At 66.9% G+C, this 18,751-nt stretch carries 15 protein-coding genes; 12 read left to right on the forward strand and 3 right to left on the reverse strand.

From position 1 onward, the window contains the following. The first annotated feature begins 27 nt into the window (after window positions 1–27). From ACQY9P_RS09005 to ACQY9P_RS09050, 10 genes are all read left to right on the forward strand, one after another. On the forward strand, window positions 28–2,313 hold the full coding sequence (locus ACQY9P_RS09005; RefSeq protein ID WP_421739596.1) for a chemotaxis protein CheA: 2,286 nt from the start codon (window positions 28–30) through the stop codon (window positions 2,311–2,313). Between the two features lie 3 nt (window positions 2,314–2,316). After that, a complete protein-coding gene (locus ACQY9P_RS09010; RefSeq protein WP_421739595.1) occupies window positions 2,317–2,784 on the forward strand; it encodes a chemotaxis protein CheW in 468 nt (155 codons plus the stop codon). Beyond that, on the forward strand, window positions 2,784–3,662 hold the full coding sequence (locus tag ACQY9P_RS09015; protein ID WP_421739594.1) for a CheR family methyltransferase: 879 nt from the start codon (window positions 2,784–2,786) through the stop codon (window positions 3,660–3,662). Before ACQY9P_RS09010 ends, ACQY9P_RS09015 begins: the two co-directional genes overlap by 1 nt. Next, entirely contained in the window at window positions 3,662–4,690 is a 1,029-nt protein-coding gene (locus tag ACQY9P_RS09020; RefSeq protein ID WP_421739593.1) for a protein-glutamate methylesterase/protein-glutamine glutaminase, read from the forward strand. Before ACQY9P_RS09015 ends, ACQY9P_RS09020 begins: the two co-directional genes overlap by 1 nt. 4 nt (window positions 4,691–4,694) lie before the next feature. Beyond that, window positions 4,695–5,084, forward strand: coding sequence for a response regulator (locus ACQY9P_RS09025; RefSeq protein ID WP_010918325.1), 390 nt, complete (start codon window positions 4,695–4,697; stop codon window positions 5,082–5,084). Further along, window positions 5,081–5,647, forward strand: a complete 567-nt coding sequence (locus tag ACQY9P_RS09030; RefSeq protein ID WP_421739592.1) for a chemotaxis protein CheD — start codon at window positions 5,081–5,083, stop codon at window positions 5,645–5,647. Before ACQY9P_RS09025 ends, ACQY9P_RS09030 begins: the two co-directional genes overlap by 4 nt. A 5-nt stretch (window positions 5,648–5,652) precedes the next feature. Then, on the forward strand, window positions 5,653–6,039 hold the full coding sequence (locus ACQY9P_RS09035; RefSeq protein ID WP_421739591.1) for a chemotaxis protein CheU: 387 nt from the start codon (window positions 5,653–5,655) through the stop codon (window positions 6,037–6,039). A 9-nt stretch (window positions 6,040–6,048) separates the two neighbouring features. Beyond that, window positions 6,049–6,648, forward strand: a complete 600-nt coding sequence (locus tag ACQY9P_RS09040) for a response regulator (protein ID WP_421739590.1) — start codon at window positions 6,049–6,051, stop codon at window positions 6,646–6,648. Then, complete coding sequence (locus ACQY9P_RS09045; RefSeq protein ID WP_421739589.1) at window positions 6,645–7,118, forward strand: chemotaxis protein CheE; 474 nt, start codon at window positions 6,645–6,647, stop codon at window positions 7,116–7,118. The genes ACQY9P_RS09040 and ACQY9P_RS09045 overlap by 4 nt, the downstream gene beginning before the upstream one ends. 297 nt (window positions 7,119–7,415) lie before the next feature. Beyond that, a complete protein-coding gene (locus tag ACQY9P_RS09050; protein WP_421739588.1) occupies window positions 7,416–10,211 on the forward strand; it encodes a TonB-dependent receptor in 2,796 nt (931 codons plus the stop codon). A gap of 81 nt (window positions 10,212–10,292) precedes the next feature. Here ACQY9P_RS09050 and nagA read toward each other — a convergent pair whose 3' ends face one another. The 3 genes from nagA to ACQY9P_RS09065 are packed head-to-tail and all read right to left on the reverse strand — an operon-like array spanning window position 10,293 to window position 13,277. Beyond that, window positions 10,293–11,432, reverse strand: coding sequence for an N-acetylglucosamine-6-phosphate deacetylase (nagA, locus tag ACQY9P_RS09055; protein ID WP_421739587.1), 1,140 nt, complete (start codon window positions 11,430–11,432; stop codon window positions 10,293–10,295). Then, window positions 11,432–12,520 carry an SIS domain-containing protein gene (locus ACQY9P_RS09060; protein WP_421739586.1) on the reverse strand — a complete coding sequence of 363 codons (1,089 nt, stop codon included), beginning with the start codon at window positions 12,518–12,520 and terminating at the stop codon, window positions 11,432–11,434. Before ACQY9P_RS09060 ends, nagA begins: the two co-directional genes overlap by 1 nt. A gap of 13 nt (window positions 12,521–12,533) precedes the next feature. After that, window positions 12,534–13,277 carry a GntR family transcriptional regulator gene (locus ACQY9P_RS09065; protein WP_421740125.1) on the reverse strand — a complete coding sequence of 248 codons (744 nt, stop codon included), beginning with the start codon at window positions 13,275–13,277 and terminating at the stop codon, window positions 12,534–12,536. Between the two features lie 257 nt (window positions 13,278–13,534). On the opposite strand from ACQY9P_RS09065, the gene ACQY9P_RS09070 reads away from it, so the two are divergent. Both ACQY9P_RS09070 and ACQY9P_RS09075 read left to right on the forward strand, forming a co-directional pair. Beyond that, window positions 13,535–16,213, forward strand: coding sequence for a TonB-dependent receptor (locus ACQY9P_RS09070; protein WP_421739585.1), 2,679 nt, complete (start codon window positions 13,535–13,537; stop codon window positions 16,211–16,213). Between the two features lie 233 nt (window positions 16,214–16,446). Further along, a complete protein-coding gene (locus tag ACQY9P_RS09075) occupies window positions 16,447–18,735 on the forward strand; it encodes a beta-N-acetylhexosaminidase (protein ID WP_421739584.1) in 2,289 nt (762 codons plus the stop codon). The last annotated feature ends 16 nt before the right edge of the window (window positions 18,736–18,751 follow it).

Raw genomic sequence — 18,751 nt, forward strand, 5'->3', positions numbered from 1 at the left:
CGTCGGAAATTCTAAGGAACTACGGGAATGGACGAGCTAGAGGCCATCAAGGTCACCTTCTTTCAGGAATGCGAGGAACTGCTCGCCGACCTCGAAGGCGGGCTCTTGGCCATGCAGGAGGGCGTCGGCGACATTGAAACCGTCAATGCCGTCTTCCGCGCCGTGCATTCGATCAAGGGCGGCGCGGGCGCCTTCGGCCTCGAGCCGCTGGTCCGCTTCGCCCACGTCTTCGAGACCCTGCTGGACGCCGTTCGGTCGGGCGAGGTGCCTAACACCGTCGATCTGGCCGCCGTCATGCTGCGCGCCTCCGACGTCCTGGCCGACCACGTCAGCGCCGCTCGCGGCATGGGCGATGTCGACATGGCGGCCTCGGCCGCCATGGCCGCCGAACTGAAGGCCTGGACCGATCCGTCCGCCGCGCCTCCGGCTCCCGTGGCCGCGGAGCCCGAAGTTTCTGAAATCGCCGAGGTCGCCCCGGCGCCGGTCGCTCCCGTCGTGGCGCCCGACGATCTGGACGATGACGATCTGGGCTTCGACTTCCAGCCGATGACCATCACGATCGACGAGCAGGCGGCCGACGCCGAGCTGATCCCGTCGAACGTCTGGACGGTGTCGATCCGTCCCAAGTCGGACCTGTATCGCAAGGCCAACGAAACCGCGCTGCTCCTGCGCGAACTCAGCCGCCTGGGTCCGATCGTCGCCACCATGGACGACAGCGCCCTGCCGACGCTGGAATTCCTCGACGCCGAAGCCGCCTACTGCACCTGGAGCGTTCGCGTCGAAACCGACGAGGGCGAAGAGGCCATCCGCGAAGTCTTCGAATTCGTCGACGGCGACTGCGAGCTGGACATCGTCCGCGGCGAGGCGCCGGTCGAGGCGGCCCTGGCCAATCTTCTGGGCGCCATCGAGGCGCCGGCCGAGCCGGAACCCGCGCCGGCCGCCGTCGAGGCCGCTCCCGCCCCCGTCGAGATCGCTCCGCCGCCGCCCGTGGCCGTCGCCACGCCGGCTCCGGCGCCGGCTCCCGTCGCGGCCGCTCCCACTCCGGCTCCCGCCGCCCCCGCCGCGCCGACCAAGACCACCCAGGTCGACGTCCCGGGCCCTGGCCAGTCGGTCATCCGCGTCGATCCGGAACGCATCGACCGCCTGATCGATCTGGTCGGCGAGCTGGTCATCAATCAGGCCATGCTGGCGCAGCGCGTCGGCGAATATGGCATCGCCCCGTCCTCGAACCTGGCCATGGGTCTGGATGAGCTGGAACAGCTCACCCGCGAGATCCAGGACAGCGTCATGGCCATCCGCGCCCAGCCGGTGAAGTCGGTGTTCCAGCGCATGCCGCGTCTGGTCCGCGAAGTCGCCAACATGACCGGCAAGCAGGCTCGCCTGGTGATGGACGGTGAAAACACCGAGGTCGACAAGACGGTCATCGAGCGTCTGTCCGACCCGATCACCCACATGCTGCGCAACGCCATCGACCACGGGCTGGAAAGCCCCGAGGAGCGCAAGGCGGCCGGCAAGAATCCCGAAGGCGTCGTGCGTCTGGCCGCCCTGCACCGCAGCGGCCGGATCGTCATCGAGGTCCAGGACGACGGCAAGGGCATCAACCGCGAGCGGGTGCTGTCGATCGCCGTCAAGAAGGGCCTGATCGCGCCCGACCTGCAGCTGACCGACGAAGAGATCGACAACCTGATCTTCCTTCCCGGCTTCTCGACCGCCGACAAGATCTCGGACGTGTCCGGCCGCGGCGTCGGCATGGACGTGGTCAAGCGTTCGGTCCAGGCCCTGGGCGGTCGCATCTCGATCTCGTCGCGCCCCGGTCTGGGCTCGACCTTCACCCTCAGCCTGCCGCTGACCCTGGCCGTCCTTGACGGCATGGTGGTCGATGTGGCCGGCGAGACCCTGGTCGTGCCGCTGGCGGCGATCGTCGAAAGCCTGCGTCCCAAGCCCGAGGAAGTGCGCCCTCTGGGCCCGGTGGGCTCGGTGCTGGCCGTCCGCGACAGCTTCGTGCCGCTGATCGACGTCGGCCTGACCCTGGGCTACCGCACCACCTCGCCATCGCCGACCGAGGGCGTCGTCCTGCTGGTCGAAGGCGAGGACGGCTCGCGCGCCGCCCTGGTGGCCGACGCCATTCACGGCCAGCGCCAAGTGGTCATCAAGTCGCTGGAGCAGAACTACCAGCAGGTCGAGGGCGTGGCCGCCGCGACCATTCTGGGCGACGGCCGCGTGGCCCTCATCCTGGATGTCGACGCCGTGATCAACCTTCGCCGCCGCGAGACGCCCCGTCCCGTCGAACCCACACTCATTGCAGCGGAGTAAGTCATGACTGACGAAGCTACCGTCACCAGCACGGAGCGCAGGGAACTGATTTCTTTCCGGGTCGGAGACCAGGAATACTGCGTGAACATCATGGCCGTGCGCGAGATCCGGGGCTGGAGCCCGGCGACCTCGCTGCCGCAGTCGCCCAGCTACATGCGCGGCGTGATCAATCTGCGCGGCGCGGTCCTGCCGATCATGGACCTGGCCGCCCGCATCGGCATGCCGATGGTCGAGCCGACCGTGCGCAGCGTCTTCATCGTCGTTCAGGCGGGCGACCGCACGGCCGGCCTGCTGGTCGACGCGGTGTCCGACATCCTGTCGATCAATGACGACATGGTTCAACCCACGCCCGACGTGGCCTGCGACGCCGTTCGCAGCTTCGTGCGCGGCATCATTTCGATCGAAGGCCGCATGATCAGCGAAATCTCGCTCGACCGTATCCTCCCCGAACGCGAGGCCCTGGCCGCCTGATGACCTCAGCCTCAACAACAGAACGTCGCGAGGCCATCGTCGATGGCGAGTTCGCCTTCACGACGCAGGACTTCAAGCGGATCGCCGCGCTGCTTTACGATCAGGCCGGCATCAGCCTGCCCGAGACCAAGGCGACGCTGGTCTATTCGCGCCTGGCCAAGCGCCTGCGCTCGCTGGGCATGAAGACCTTCACCGAATACTGCGCCTTCGTGGCCCTGGAGAGCAGCGTCGACGAGCAGCAGGAAATGCTGCGCGCGCTGACGACCAACGTCACCCGCTTCTTCCGCGAGCCGCACCACTTCGACGATCTGCGCGCCAATATCCTCGAGCCGATGGCCGACAAGGTGCGCGCCGGGGGCCGTCTGCGCCTGTGGTCCGCCGCCAGTTCGTCGGGCCAGGAGCCCTATTCGATGGCCTTCACGGTGCTGTCGGTGTGGCCCAACGCGGCCGACCTCGACATCCGGATCCTGGGCACCGACATCGACACCAACGTCCTGGCGACCGGTCGCGCCGCCGTCTATGACGAGAGCCTGCTGGAAGGCATACCGGCGGCCGCCCGCAACCAGTATTTCGATCGCGACGCCAGCGACCGCCGCAGCTTCCGCGTCTGTGAAGCCGCTCGCAGTCTGGTGGCTTTCCGGGAACTGAACCTCAATGGTCCCAGCTGGCCGATGAAGGGGCCGTTTGACGCCATCTTCTGCCGCAACGTGGTGATCTATTTCGACGAGCCGACGCAGGAGCGGGTCTGGAACCGTTTCGCGCCTCTGCTGGCGCCCGGCGGCAAGCTGTATGTCGGGCACTCAGAACGAGTCGGAAGCTCGATCACGGCCTTTGAAAGCGCGGGGCTTACCGCCTATCGCAAGGTGGGAGGTCGCTGATGGCCAAGATTCGCGTTCTTGTCGTCGATGACTCCGCCACGATGCGGAGCCTGATCACGGCCGCCCTCAATCGTGATCCGGACATCGAGGTCTGCGGCGCCGCCGGCGACCCCTTCGAGGCCCGGGGCATGATCAAGGCCCTCAATCCCGACGTCGTCACCCTCGACATCGAGATGCCGAACATGAACGGCATCGAGTTCCTCGAGAAGATCATGCGCCTGCGGCCGATGCCGGTGGTGATGGTCTCGACCCTGACCCAGGCCGGCGCCGAGATGACGCTGCGGGCCCTGGAACTGGGCGCGATCGACTGCGTCGCCAAGCCCGCCGACGCGCTCGGCACCCAGGACGCGCTCAACGAGATCGTGGTCAAGGTGAAGATCGCGGCCCGCGCCTCGGTGCGAACCAAGGCCGACGCCGCCCCCGCCGCGGCCCGCACCAAGAGCTACATGCCCTCAGGCGACATCGTGGCGATCGGCTCGTCCACCGGCGGCGTCGAGGCGCTGCTGGCGATCCTGACGATGTTCCCCGACACCTGCCCGCCCACGGTCATCACCCAGCACATGCCGGCGACCTTTACCGCCAGCTTCGCCGCGCGGCTCGACCGCGCCAGCGGGGCCAAGGTGCAGGAAGCCTCCGACGGCGCCCTTCTGGAGCCGGGCAAGATCTATGTCGCCCCGGGCGGCGCCACGCACCTTGAGGTCGTTCGCTCGGCGGGGCTCCGCTGCCGCCTGGTGGCCGGCGACCCGGTCAGCGGCCACCGTCCGTCGGTGGACGTGCTGTTCAACTCGGTCGCCAACGCGGTCGGCGACAAGGCGGTCGGCGCGATCCTGACCGGCATGGGGCGCGACGGCGCCCAGGGCCTCCTGGCCATGCGCAAGGCGGGCGCCAAGACACTCGGACAGGACGAGCAGAGCTGTGTCGTTTACGGCATGCCCCGCGCGGCCTTTGAAATCGGCGCCGTGGAGAAGCAGGTTTCCCTGTCCTCCATGGGCCAATCCATCCTCGATCTGGCCTCCGCGAGGCGATGAACCCATGCCCCAAGCAAGCACCATTTCCGTTCTCGTCGTCGATGACCAGCTGACCATGCGGGCCTTGATCCGCAATGCGTTGCAGCAGATCGGGTTCAAGGACATCCGTGAGGCGCCGGACGGCGAGGAGGCTCTGAAGAACCTCCTGGCCAAGCCGGCCAACCTCGTCATCTCGGACTTCAACATGCCGAAGATGGATGGCCTGGCCCTGCTGCGCGCCGTGCGGTCACACCCGCCGATCCGCCAGACGGCCTTCGTCATGCTGACCGGCCGGGCCGATCGCGAGCTCGTGCAGCGCGCGGTGCAGTTCGGCGTCAACAATTATTGCGTCAAGCCGTTCACGGTTCAGGGTCTCAAGGAAAAGATCGAACAGGTCTTTGGGCAGCTCACATGACGACAGGTCACCACTCCGAAGATCTCGAACGCTCGGTCAAGGTCCACGTGACGCAGGGCGAAAGCCATGTGTCGTCCGATCCCAACGTGGTGATGACCACGGTGCTCGGCTCGTGCATCGCCGCCTGCATCCGTGATCCCAGCACCGGCATCGGCGGGATGAACCACTTCCTGCTGCCCGACTCCGGCGATGGTCGCCGCGACGGCGACGCGGTGCGTTACGGCGCCTACGCCATGGAGCTGCTGATCAACGGCCTGCTCAAGCGCGGCGCGCGTCGCGAGCGCATGGAGGCCAAGATCTTCGGCGGCGGCAAGCTGTTCGACGGTCTTTCCGACGTGGGCGCCAGCAACGCCGCCTTCGCCGAACGTTTCCTGCGCGACGAAGGGATTCCGATCGTCTCGTCCAGCACGGGCGGCGTCTCCGCCCGGCGGGTCGAGTTCTGGCCGGCCTCGGGCCGCGTCCGTCAGCGCCTGGTGGCGGTCGACAACGCGCCGAGCGACGTTCGCCGTCCGACCCCCGCCCCCATGCCGGCCGACACCGGCGGCGATCTGGAGCTCTTCTGATCCGTATGACCGCCCAGCCGCAGCCGACATCCCCGATCGCCCTGCCGGAGAACCTGCTCCCGCTTGGCGAACTCTCGCGCCGTCTCGCGGCCGAGTTGATGTCGGCCGCCGCCGTTTGCCGCGACTGCGAACATATCGCCGGCGATCTGGCCAAGGGCGGCGCGGCGCTGGAGAGCATCTCGCGCCTCCAGGCCCTGGACGAACTGAGCCAGCGCCTGCATGGCCTGTCCGACGTTCTGCAACGCATTGGCCTGCACGCCTCCGGCGAATGGAGCCTGTCGATCGAACCGCTGCTCGAAGGACTTGGCCTTGCCGACCTGGTGGTGCGTCTTCGCGCCGCCGAGGCGCAAACGGACTGGGCCGTCGAGGCCGGCGAGCTCGATTTCTTCTAGGGACGTGGCATGGACGTTCTCCAGCCCTCGACCCGGATCAATCTGGAGAAGGCCACCGTCCTGGTGCTGGACGACAATGGCCCGTCGCTGGACATTCTCTCGCAGGTCGTGGCCGGCTTCGGCGTCAACCAGCTGCATCGGGCGGAGTCCGTCAAGGACGCCCAGGAGCTGGTGAAGACCAAGACCTTCGATCTGATCATCAGCGACGTGCAGATCCCCGAGGTCGACGGGATCGAGTTCATCAACTGGTTGCGGCGCGACGCGCCCGAGAACAACCGTTACGTGCCGGTGATCCTGGTGACCGGTCACACCCGCACCTCGGACATCTTTCGAACCCGGGACGCGGGCGCCAATTTCACCGTCGCCAAGCCGATCACGCCCAAGGTGCTCCTTGAGCGGATTTTCTGGGTGGCGCGGGAAGAGCGCGCGTTCATTGAATGCGACGCCTATGTTGGTCCCGACCGGCGGTTCAAGTACGAGGGGCCGCCCGTCGGAATGGACGGTCGTCGCCGGGACGATCTGCCAGCCGAGGTGGGCGACGCCCAAGAAGCAAACATGTCTCAGGATGAGATCAACAGTCTGATGAAGGTCGCGAAGGTGCAGATATGAGCGTCGTTCGCAAGTTCCGCCCGCCGAACCGCCTGGCCCGCCTGATCAAGGATCGCGGCGGCCTGATGGCCAAGGACGCCATCGCCGCCGCCGAACTGGGTGTCGAGGGCCTGCGCGACGTGTCGCTGGCCGCGCTCGACGCGGCCCTGACCGAGATCGAGGCCCGCTTCGGCCCGACCAGCGCCACGCGGGACGCCGAGAGTTTCGAGACGCTCTACGCCCTCACCCTCAGGATGATCGACGTCAGCATGTTCGTCACCGACTCCGGCGTCGACCAAGCCGCCATCTCGCTGGCGGCCCTGGCTGACAGCTGCATGGAGGCTGGGGTCTGGCGATGGGACGCGGTTGATGTCCACCTGCACGCCCTGCGCCTGCTGCGGAGCGTCGGCGCCAGCCTGCCCGAGGCCGATCGCCAGGCCATGCTCGAGGGGCTCTACAAGGTCAGTCATCGGAAGGCCGACGAGGCCTAAAGCCCCGGCGGGGCAGTCTTTTCGCGCGCGTCTCGCATGTCTTTCCGATGTGTCGGAAAAGCCACGCCACCGACTTCTCCTGAAATGCGGAACGATCACGCCTTGTAGGCCAATCGCGGGTTTGTTAGCCCTTTGCCACCGGTGTCACAGTTGCGCGCTCACGGGCGGGCTTATCTGACACCGGTGTCAAAAACATAGACGGCCTAGAAATGGCCGCGCGGGAAGAGAAGCGCGCTTCGTTTCGAAGTCGGCGATGCGAGAGCATCGTTACAAGTTTGTCGAACGGGAGGAGGATACATGTCTAAGGTTTCCAAGGGGCGTCTCGACGTCTTGAAGCTCGGCGTCTCCACCGGCGCCCTGGCGCTGGCGCTGGCGATCGCCGGCAACGCATCGGCCCAGACGGCGCCGGCCGCGCCCGCCGCCGATGACGGCGTCGTTGAAGAAGTCGTCGTCACCGGCTTCCGTCGCTCGCTCGACGCCGCGCTGAACGTCAAGCGTCAATCGGTTTCGGGCGTCGACGTGATCGTCGCCGAGGATATCGCCAAGTTCCCCGACCAGAACCTCGCCGAGTCCCTGCAGCGGATTCCGGGCATCTCGATCGTTCGTGACGGCGGCGAAGGTCGCGCCATCACCGTTCGCGGTCTGGGCTCGCAGTTCACCCGCGTGCGCGTCAACGGCATGGAAGCCATCGCCACCACCTCGGACGGCGCCAGCGCCAACCGCGAGCGCGGCTTCGACTTCAACGTCTTCGCCTCGGAACTCTTCAATTCGCTGGTCGTGCACAAGACCGCCGAAGCCTCGCTGGACGAAGGCTCGCTGGGTGCGGTTGTCGACCTGAACACCGGCAATCCGATCGCCGGCAAGGACGGCTTCACCCTCGCTCTGAGCGCGCAGGGCCAATACAACGACCTGAGCAAGACCGTGGGTCCGCGCCTGGCCGGGCTGCTCAGCTATCGCGCGCCCAGCGGCGTGTGGGCCGCATCGGTGTCGGCCGCCTATTCCAAGCAGGAGCAGGTCGAGGCCACCAACAACACCGTTCGTTGGGCGCAGGCGCGCTTCAACTCGGTGGGCGGCACCAACTGCTTCACCACCCAGAACTCGGGCGGCGTCTACGTGCCCAGCGCGTCCTGTAACCAGGCGGCCCTAGCCTTCCACCCTCGCATTCCGCGCTATGGCGAAGTCACCCACAATCGTGAGCGCCTGGGCCTGACCGGCAGCTTCCAGTACCAGCCCACCGACCGCACCAAGCTGTCGGTCGACGGCCTTTATTCGAAGTACAACGCCGTCCGTAACGAGAAGTGGGCCGAGGTCCTGTTCCGGTCGAACGAGCGCTCGATCAGCGTTCGCGACTTCACGGTCGACAGCGACAACAACATGATCAAGGGCACGTTCGACAACGCCTGGGTGCGCATCGAGCACTACGAGCGCGAACTGGACACCACCTTCTACCAGTTCAGCGCCAACCTGACCCACGAGTTCAACGACCAGTTCAAGATTCAGGGCCTGGCCGGTTTCTCGAAGTCGGACGCCGATATCCCTTACGAAACCACGGTCATCTATGACGACCGCGACGCCACCGGCTACAAGTACGACTACACCGACATGAAGAAGCCGGTGCTGACCTTCGGCACCAGCGTCAGCGAGCCGACGAACTTCCAGTTCGCCGAGTTCCGCGATCGTCCGTCCAACAACACCAACAAGTTCAAGACGGTCGCGCTGAACGCCGATTATGCGATCACCAGCGAACTGACCTGGAAGACCGGCGCGGTCTATCGCGAGTTCGAGTTCAACCTGCGCGAAGGCGCCCGCGACTCGACCTACTGCGCCGCCTTCACCTGCGCCGCCGGGACCTATGGCGCGCCGGTCACCGCGGCCCTGGCCAGCAACTTCAGCCTGTCGGGCGCCAATGCGCCGTCCGGGACGACGACCAGCTGGGTTGTTCCCAACCTCAAGGCCGCGACGGACCTTGTCGGTCTCTACAATCGTCCCCTGATCGTGCAGGCCGGCAACACCCGCGCCGTCACCGAGAAGGACACCGGCGCGTTCCTGCAGTTCGACGTCAAGAGCCAGTTCATGGATCTCGACTACGCGCTGAACGCCGGCGTGCGTTACGTGAAGACCGAACAGTCCTCGACGGGCATCAACAACAGCCAGAACGTCACGGTCGAGCGCACCTATGAAGACTGGCTGCCGGCCGCCAACCTGGCCCTCTATCCGATGGACAAGGTCATCCTGCGCGGCTCGATCGCCAAGGTCATGACCCGCCCCAGCCTGAGCAACCTGAGCCCCGGCGGCAGTGTCGACGGCTTCAACTACCGGATCACCTCGGGCAATCCGAGCCTGAACCCGTTCCGCGCCACGGCCTATGACGCGTCGGTGGAATGGTACTTCGCCCGCGAGTCGATCTTCTCGATCGCCGTGTTCCAGAAGGACATCGCCAGCTTCCCGATCACCGCCTCGACCACGGGCAGCTATGCTTCCACGGGTCTGCCGACCTCGCTGATCCTGGCCAGTTCGCCGGCCGCGGCCAATCCCGAAGGTCAGCCCTGGACGATCAACACGACCGTCAACGGTGAAGGCGGCAAGCTGAAGGGCGTCGAGTTCGCCGTGCAGGGGCCGTTCAGCTTCCTGCCGGGCCTGTGGTCGAACTTCGGCGGCATCGCCAACCTGACCCTGGTCGATTCCGATGTCGACTACACCGTGGCGGGTCCGGCGACCAATCCGCTGGGCACCTTCCCGACCCTGGTGAACCGCACTGAAACCGAGCGCCTGTTCAACCTGTCGCGCAAGGCGTTCAACGTCACCCTCTACTATGAAGCCGACAAGTTCAGCGCCCGCGCCTCGGCGGCCTATCGCAGCGGCTTCATCGACGCCACCAGCGGCACCGGCAACGTGTTCGAGGGCTATAACAGCTCGATCAACGTCGACGCCTCCATGCGTTACCGTCTGAACGACAACCTCGAGTTCTCGCTGGAAGGCGTGAACCTGACGGATGAGTATCGTGATCGCTTCACCGACCTCGAGGCTGATCGCAACTACGAATACAACCACTTCGGCCGCACGATCATGTTCGGCGTCCGTTACAAGATGTAGTAGTAGGTCACTGTAGCGACGAAGGCCGCCGGCTCGCGCCGGCGGCCTTTTTCTTTGCCCGCGCGCCACGCGGCGGCATGCTCAGGTCGGGAGCTTGCCGTCGATCCAGGTCTCGCGGACCTCAAGCGCCTCGTCCAACAGCACGAGATCCGCCGCCTGGCCCATGGCGATGCGGCCGCGCTGGCCCGTCAGGCCCAGGAAGTCGGCGGGCGAGGACGAGGCCATGGCGACGGCGTCGGGCAGGGACAGGTCCAGCATGGCGACGGCGTTGCGCACCGCGCCGATCATGTCCAGGTCCGAGCCGGCCAGGGTGCCGTGATCATCGACGCAGACGCCGTCGACCACGTGGATGCGGCGGCCCTGCAGGTCGAAGCTCTTGTCGACCATGCCCACGGTCGGCATGGCGTCGGTGACCAGCATGAAGCGGTCGCGGGGACGGGTGCGCAGGGCGATGCGCAGCACGGCCGGATCGACATGGCGGCCGTCGACGATCAGGCCGCACCAGGCGGTCTGGTTTTCCAGCGCCGCGCCGACCGCGCCGGGCTCGCGGCTGGTCAGGGGCGACATGGCGTTGAACAGGTGGGTGAAGCCGCTCAGGCCCGCCGCCAGCGCCTTGCGCATCGTGGCGTAGGCGGCGTTGGTGTGACCGGCCGCGACGATGACGCCGGCCTGCGTCAGCCTGCGGATCATCTCTGGGGTGGTGGTCTCCGGCGCCAGGGTGACCAGGGTCTTGCCCACCTTCAGCGAGCTCAGCAGAGCCAGGGCCGCCTCGTCGATGACCCGGAACTTGCCGGCGTCGTGGATGCCCTTGCGCTTGGCGTTGAGGAACGGGCCCTCGATATGCAGGCCCAGCACGCCGGGCACGCCGGCCGCGATCGCGGCCTCGGTGGCGCGCAGGGCCGCGTCGACCACGGCCAGGTCGTCGCTGATCAGGGTGGGCAGGAAGCCGGTGGTGCCGAACGGGCGGTGGGCCGCGCCGATGGCGGCGATGGTCTCCACCGTCGGGGCGTCATTGAACAGCACCCCGCCGCCACCATTGACCTGGGTGTCGATGAAGCCGGGAACCAGCAGGCCGCCGCGCAGGTCATACCGGGTCGCGCCGGCGGGCGCGTCGGCGGCCGGCGCGATCGCGGCGATCCGTCCAGCCTCGATCACGACGCAGCGGTCGAGGGCGACGCCGTCTTCCGTCAGGACGCGGCCATTTACGAGAACAGCCTGCATCAGACGGTTTCTGTGACCTTGTTGAGATGGGGCGGGCTGTCGGGATCATAGCCGCGCGCCACCGACAGGGCATTGGCCATCCGGTAGAAGCTCTGGATCATCAGGATCGGCTCGATGGCCGGGTGAGCGGCCAGGGCGGGGAGGGCGCCCTCACCCGTCTCCCCGGCGCGGGCCAGCAGCACCTCGGCGTCGCGGGCCGCCAGGCCGGCGGTCATGGCGTCGACGCTGTCGCGGCTCTCGTCGTTCTGGGCGAAGACCAGCACCGGGAAGCCGGCCTTCACCAGGGCCATCGGGCCGTGCAGCACCTCGGCGGCGCTGAAGGCCTCGGCGTGCAGGCCGCAGGTCTCCTTGAACTTCAGGGCCGCCTCCTGGGCGACGCCGAAGCCGACGCCGCGTCCCAGCACATAGAGGTTGCGGGCCGGCTTCAGGCGCTCGACGGCGGAGGTCCAGTCCAGGGTCCAGGCCTTGGCCAGGCCGGCGGGCAGGGCGGCCAGGCCGTCGGCCAGGTCGGCGTCGCCGGTCCAGGCCGCGACCAGATGGGTGATGGCCGACAGGGCGGCGATATACGACTTGGTGGCCGCCACGCTCAGCTCGGGACCGGCGTGCAGCGGCAGGACCTCGTCGACCAGCCGGGCCAGGGGCGAGGTCTCGTCATTGACCAGGGCGAGGGTGAAGGCGCCGGCCGCCTTGGCGGCGCGCACCGAGGCCAGCAGGTCGGGGCTCTTGCCCGACTGCGAAATGGCCAGGTACAGCACCCCGTCCATGGCCTGGGGCGCGGCATAGACCGAGCTGACCGACAGGGCGGCCGACGAGGTCAGGACGCCGACGCGGGTCTCGATCAGGTACTTGGCGAAGGTGGCGGCGTGATCGGAGCTGCCGCGAGCGCAGGTGACCACGGCGCGGGGCGGGCTGGCGCGCAGGCGCGCGGCGATGGCCTCGACCCGGGCGGCGTTGGCCTCCAGCTGGGTGGCGACAACCCGCGACGCCTGACCCGCTTCCAGGAACATCCGGGTCGATTCCGGCGTCAGCCGCGACGGGGCGGGCTCGGGCGCGGGGGCCTCGGGACGGGTCAAGATGGGCGCCTCCAAGGCCAGTTTTCCTTCAACTCAGGGCATTCAGTTCCGCGACGAAGTCGTAGGCGTCGCCGCGATAATAGGATTGGGTCACTTCCACCGCCCGACCATCCTTCAGGAAGCCGCGCCGCTCGATCAGCAGGCCGGCGTCCTTGGCGGGCACGCCCAGAAGGTCGGCGTGCTCGGCCGTGAACAGCACCGCGCGAAGGCGCTGGAGGGCCCGCACCGGTCGATGGCCCGTCGCCTCCAGGGCTTCATAGAGCGACGTCCCGACGGCCTCGGCCGACGGCAGGGCGAAGGCGGCGATGGTGGTGTATTCCACGGCCATCGGCGCGTCGTCGGCATAGCGGATCCGCGCGAAGCGATAGACCGGCGTGCCGGGCGACAGGCCCAGGGTCATCGACTCCTCGGGCGTGACCGAACCTTCGCTCTTGCTGATCCATTCACTGCGTGGCGCGCGGCCGCGCGAAATCATGTCCTCGGTAAAGGACGAGAGCTTGGAGAAGCTCTTTTCCACCCGAGCGGCGACGAAGGTGCCCGCGCCCTGGCGGCGGGTCAGCAGGCCCTCGCTGACCAGGCCGTCCAGCGCCTTGCGCACGGTGATGCGCGAGATGCTGAATTCCTCGGCCATGTCCCGCTCAGCGGGCAGGGCGTCGTCGGGCGCCAGGATCTTCTTGTGGATCGCCTCGCGCAGGGCGCGCTGCAGCTGCTTGTAGAGCGGGGCGTGCTCGGCGCCGCCGGCGTCCAGGCGGCCAATCCGTTCGGAAAACATCGTCAAATCAGCCTCCCCGCGCAAATCGGCGTCACCGTCTGGCCGCCTCGATAGCATATGACCATTTTCATACCAATATGTACTTGGTCTGCAATTGGTTTCTTTTTGGCCTTGTCATATGACAATTTTCCGTCACAGTCTGGCTCCGAGGCCTGAGAAGTACCGCAATCCACGACCTTCCGCGGAGAATTGGTACCAGATTGGGCTTGGGGTTCGGCTCCGGGCCCAGGCCCGGCGAAATGGGGAGAAGCCGAGTTATGAGAAGCTTTCACAAATCCATCCTGACCGCGTCCGCCAGCGCCCTGGCGGTGATGGTCGCAATGCCCGCCTTCGCGCAGGACGCAAAGCCGGACGCCGTCGACGCCGTTGTCGTCACGGGTATCCGAGCCTCGCTTCAGAAGGCGATGGAGCAGAAGCGTAACTCCGATCTCGTGTCGGAAGTCGTCACCGCCGAAGACATCGGCAAGTTCCCGGACAAGAACGTGGCTGACTCGCTGTCGCGTGTCTCGGGCGTCAATGTCGTCACCGGCTCGGCCGCGGCGGGCGGCTTTGGTGAAAACGAGCGTGTCAGCGTTCGCGGCACCGATCCCAACCTCAACCTGACCCTGCTGAACGGCCACAACATGGCCACCGGCGACTGGTTCGTCCTGGATCAGACCAGCGGCGGGCGCAGCTTCAACTATTCCATGCTGCCGTCGGAAGTCGTCGGTCGCATCGACATCATCAAGAGCTCGGCGGCCAACATCCCCGAGGGCGGCGTCGGCGGCACGGTGGACGTGCACACCCGCATGCCGCTGGACCTGCCCAGCATGACGGCCAACGCCTCGGTTCAGGGCCTGTACGCGACCCGCGCCGAAAAGTGGACGCCGCAGGTCTCTGGCATGCTCAGCTGGAAGAATGACGCCCACACCTTCGGCGCCCTGATCGGCGCCTTCTATCAGGAGCGGGAATTCCGTCGCGATGGCCAGGAAATCCTCGGCTACGCGTCGTACGACAACTTCGCCGGGACCGGGCAGACCGTGCTGGCGCCGAACCTGATCGGCAACGCCTTCTTCCAGCAGACCCGCAAGCGCAAGGGCGTCGACTTCGTCACCCAGTGGCAGCCCAGCGAGAAGCTGGAACTGGCGTTTTCGGGCCTCTACACCAAGATGGACGCCGACAACACCAACGTGAACCACATGGCCTGGGTCAGCAATCTGATCAGCGCCAACACGGGTCCCGCCGGTTCGGCGGGCAACGCCCTGACGTCCTACAAGATCAGCAACGGCATCCTGACCTCGGCCACCTGGGCGGCGGCCTCGCCGAACGGAACCAAGAGCCGCGGCCTGGTGCAGGACGACATCTTCCGCACCGCGCACTCGACCTCCTGGGACCTGAACCTCGACGGAACCTATCACGCCAGCGACAACCTGAAGATCAGCGGCAACATCGGCTACACCAAGGGCGAAGGCGCCACCGACGATACCGAGGCCTGGGAAACCTACTGGGAAACCGGCATGAGCTACGAGCTCGGCGCGCCGGTGACCAAGGTCAGCTATCCCGGCCTGGCCGCCGTCGGTTCGGCCGCCTACCTCAACAACGACTATAGCTGGTCGTGGGGCGGTAAGGTCGAGAGCCCAGACGAGGAATTCTACGCCAAGGGCGACGTCGAATACACGGTCGACAGTGGTTATCTGAAGACCCTGCTGTTTGGCGGCCGCTATACCGACCACACGCGCGAAGTGAACTACACGGCCTATTCCTGGGCCGGCAACGGCGTCAATAGCGGCACATCGCTGGTCGATCTAGGCACGGTGGCCGGCGGCATGACGCCGTCGAACTATGGCGAGGATATCGGCCTGTCGGGCCAGGGCTACACCGTGGCTGATCGCGCCAAGGTTCTGGCGACTCTGAACGGCACGAATGGCGGCCGCAACTTCGCCTACTACCCGCCGCTCAGCTTCGCGGTGCAGGAAAAGACCCAGGCCGTCTATGCGATGGCCAAGGTGGGCGGCGATCGCTGGCGCGGCAATGTCGGCGTCCGCGCCGTTCACACCGACCAGGACACCACCCAGTACTCGGCCTCGGTCACGCCTTCGACTGTCAGCAACCAGTTTGGCAGCTTCGGCGCCCGGAACGTCAAGCGCGACTACTGGGACGTTCTGCCTAGCGCGACGCTGGTGGTGAACGCCGATGACGATGTGGTGGTGCGCCTGTCGGCGGCCAAGGTGATGTCGCGGCCGGGCTATGCCCAGCTGGCGGGCGCCTTCAGCCTGAACGACACGGCCGTCACCGGCAGCGCCGGCGGCAACCCAGAGCTGGATCCCTTCCGCGCCTGGCAGTTCAACGCCGCCGCCGAGTGGTACTATGCCCCCGAGGCCCTGCTGTCGGTCGGCGTCTTCCTGCTCGACATCGACAGCTACATCACCAGCACGACGTACAAGGAATATCACGTCACCGAGCAGACCCAGAAGCGCCTGGGAACCGGCAAGGGTGACACCTTCACCATGACCGGGCCGATCAACGGGGACGGCGGCACCAACCGCGGCTTCGAAGTCACGCTGCAGCAGCCGATCGGCGGCGGCTTCGGCTTCATCGGCAACTACACCTATTCCGACGCCAAGACAGACCTGGGCAAGCCGATCGATGGCTCGTCCAAGCACACCTACAACCTGACGGGCTATTTCGAGAACGACCTGATCTCGGCGCGTCTGGCCTATAACTACCGGTCCAAGTTCAAGTCGGGCGTCGATCGCGGCACAGACATGTTCCAGGACAATTTCTCGTCCCTGGACGGATCGGTCAGCGTCAACATCAGCAAAAACGTCGCCCTGACGTTCGACGCCCAGAACCTGACCAACGAAAAGCTGAAGTACTTCGTGGGCACACCTGACGTGCCCCGGGCGATCTATGACAACGGCCGCACCTTCTATGCGGGCGCTCGCCTGAAGTTCTAAAGCCCGGATCGGGACTTCCGGCCCCTCTCCGGAAGTCCCGATCTATCTTTCCTGCGGCGATTGCATCGGCCACGGCATGGTTCAGGATCGCCTGATGACCCGCCCGCTCCGCGTCGCCCGACACATCCTCCTGACTGCAAGCATGGAGCTGGGGCGGAGCGCATCGCTCCGCCCGCTTTTTGCCGCGCCCTCGTCGCGCCCGTCCTCGTGTCCGTATCCGTGAGCGCCTGTCCATGACCCTCGCCCGATCCGCCGTCGCCGCCCTGGTGTCTCTCGCCGCCCTGACCGCCGCCATTCCTGCGCTGGCGGGGCCTCTGGCCCTGACGCCGGCCCCGGCCAGGCTGTCGACCGCCGAGGGCGCGTTCGCCCTGTCGGCGAAGACCCGGATCTTCGTCGCCCAGGGCGATGTCGAGGCCAGGGGTGTGGCCCAGCAACTTTCCGACCTGCTGTTCCGGGCGCGGGGCCTAAGGCCCGCCGTCGTCGAGGGCGCGCCGCTCGCCGGCGAGGCCGCCATCGTGCTGGCGCGCGGCGGCGCGACCGGCGAGGCCTACGCCCTGACGACCGGTCCGTCAGGCGTGACCATTACCGCCGCCAAGCGGGCAGGCCTGTTCTACGGCGCCATGACCCTGTGGCAGCTGGCGACGCAGGACGATGCGCGCGGCCCGGTCGCCCTTCCCGCCGTCAGCATCGAGGACGCCCCGCGCTTCGGCTGGCGCGGCCTGATGGTCGACAGCGCCCGCCATGTCCAGAGCCTCGAGACCCTGCGCGGCGTCATCGACGCCATGGCGGTCCACAAGCTCAACACGCTGCACTGGCACCTGGTCGACGATCAGGGCTGGCGGCTGGAGATCAGGAAGTATCCGAGGCTGACGCAGGTCGGCGCCTGGCGGAAAGATCCTGGCGCGGCGGCGAACTATCCCCCGTACGGCGGCTTCTACACGCAGGATCAGGCCCGAGAGCTCGTGGCCTACGCGGCCGCGCGCAACATCACCATCGTGCCTGAGATCGAGACGCCGGGCCACGCCCTGGCGCCGATCGTGGCCTATCCGCGACTGGGTGTGGCCCCGCCCGACGCCAGCAAGATGGGGGACTGGGGCGTCTTCCCCTGGCTCTACAACACCGACGACGCGACCTTCGCCTTTCTCGACGACGTGCTGAACGAGGTGATGGACATCTTCCCGTCGACCTTCATCCACGTCGGCGGCGACGAGGCGGTCAAGGATCAGTGGAAGGCCAGCCCCGGCATCCAGGCCAAGATCAAGGAACTGGGTCTCAAGGACGAGCATGACCTGCAGAGCTGGTTCATCCAACGCGTCGGCAAATCGCTGGAGGCGCGCGGCCGCCGCCTAATCGGCTGGGACGAAATCCTGGAAGGCGGTCTCGCGCCCAACGCCACGGTGATGTCGTGGCGGGGAATCGACGGGGCGATCGCCGCCGCCAGGCAGGGTCACGACACGGTGCTGTCACCGCATCCGGTGCTCTATCTCGACAACCGCCAGAGCCCCTCGCCCGACGAGCCGACCGGCCGGGGCAAGGTGATCAGCCTCAAGGACGTCTACGCGTTCGATCCCGCGCCGGAGCAATTGTCGGCCGAGGAGCGCAAGCACATCCTCGGCGTCCAGGCCAATGTCTGGACCGAGCACATGCAGACCGACGAACGCCTGCAGCAGATGGCCTTTCCCCGCGCCGTGGCGCTGGCCGAGCGCGCCTGGACGCCGGAGACGGTCGTGAGCTGGGACGATTTCGCCCGCCGCATGCCCGCCGACATGGCCCGGCTGAAACTCCTGGGCGTGGCGGCCAACACCGTACCCTTCGAACCGCAGGCGACCCTGTCGGCAGGCGAGGGCGGCAAGACCCGGCTGGCCCTGTCCAACGGTCTTGGCATCGGCGAGATCCGGTACACCACGGACGGCAGGGCGCCGACCGCGACCTCGACGGCCTATGCGGGCGCCCTCGAGTTGCCCAAGGGGACGGTGGTCAAGGCGCGCGCCTATGTGGACGGCAAGGCCCTGGGCCGCGAACGCGCCGTAACGATCGATCCCGCCGCGCTGTGGACCCGTAGCAGCGGCCAGCTGAAGCGCTGCACCGACAAGGTCACGCTCAAGCTGATCGACGACGCGCCGCGCGACTTCAACAAGCGGGCGATGTTCGACGTCGACATCTTCAATCCCTGCTGGATCTGGGAAGGCGCGGACCTGTCGAAGGGCGCGGCGCTGACCGCCCGGATCGGCCAGATCCCGTTCAACTTCCAGGTGGGCAAGGATCGCGACCATATTCCGCTGCGTCCGCCGGCCACGCCCGAGGGCGAACTGGAGGTCCGGCTGGCCCGGGCGGGGGTCTGCGACGGCGAACGCATCGCCGCCCTGCCGCTGGGCAAGGCCGCGCTAAATCCGGCGGTCTCGACGATTGCCGGACGGCTGCCGGCGAAGACGGGCAAGGTCGATCTGTGCCTGACCTTCACGTCCAGGACCCTGGATCCCTTCTGGGTGATCGACCAGGTCACCGTGAAGCCCGCGAACTAGGTCTCGAAAGAAAGTT

Source organism: Caulobacter sp. (assembly GCF_965279145.1).
Taxonomy (GTDB): Bacteria; Pseudomonadota; Alphaproteobacteria; order Caulobacterales; family Caulobacteraceae; genus Caulobacter.

Excerpts from the sequence above, each read along its gene's own strand:
- ACQY9P_RS09005 (WP_421739596.1), top strand. The coding sequence starts at position 28 with ATGGACGAGCTAGAGGCCATCAAGGTCACCTTCTTTCAGGAATGCGAG.
- ACQY9P_RS09010 (WP_421739595.1), top strand. The coding sequence starts at position 2,317 with ATGACTGACGAAGCTACCGTCACCAGCACGGAGCGCAGGGAACTGATT.
- ACQY9P_RS09015 (WP_421739594.1), top strand. The coding sequence starts at position 2,784 with ATGACCTCAGCCTCAACAACAGAACGTCGCGAGGCCATCGTCGATGGC.
- ACQY9P_RS09020 (WP_421739593.1), top strand. The coding sequence starts at position 3,662 with ATGGCCAAGATTCGCGTTCTTGTCGTCGATGACTCCGCCACGATGCGG.
- ACQY9P_RS09025 (WP_010918325.1), top strand. The coding sequence starts at position 4,695 with ATGCCCCAAGCAAGCACCATTTCCGTTCTCGTCGTCGATGACCAGCTG.
- ACQY9P_RS09030 (WP_421739592.1), top strand. The coding sequence starts at position 5,081 with ATGACGACAGGTCACCACTCCGAAGATCTCGAACGCTCGGTCAAGGTC.
- ACQY9P_RS09035 (WP_421739591.1), top strand. The coding sequence starts at position 5,653 with ATGACCGCCCAGCCGCAGCCGACATCCCCGATCGCCCTGCCGGAGAAC.
- ACQY9P_RS09040 (WP_421739590.1), top strand. The coding sequence starts at position 6,049 with ATGGACGTTCTCCAGCCCTCGACCCGGATCAATCTGGAGAAGGCCACC.
- ACQY9P_RS09045 (WP_421739589.1), top strand. The coding sequence starts at position 6,645 with ATGAGCGTCGTTCGCAAGTTCCGCCCGCCGAACCGCCTGGCCCGCCTG.
- ACQY9P_RS09050 (WP_421739588.1), top strand. The coding sequence starts at position 7,416 with ATGTCTAAGGTTTCCAAGGGGCGTCTCGACGTCTTGAAGCTCGGCGTC.
- nagA (WP_421739587.1), bottom strand. The coding sequence starts at position 11,432 with ATGCAGGCTGTTCTCGTAAATGGCCGCGTCCTGACGGAAGACGGCGTC.
- ACQY9P_RS09065 (WP_421740125.1), bottom strand. The coding sequence starts at position 13,277 with ATGTTTTCCGAACGGATTGGCCGCCTGGACGCCGGCGGCGCCGAGCAC.
- ACQY9P_RS09070 (WP_421739585.1), top strand. The coding sequence starts at position 13,535 with ATGAGAAGCTTTCACAAATCCATCCTGACCGCGTCCGCCAGCGCCCTG.
- ACQY9P_RS09075 (WP_421739584.1), top strand. The coding sequence starts at position 16,447 with ATGACCCTCGCCCGATCCGCCGTCGCCGCCCTGGTGTCTCTCGCCGCC.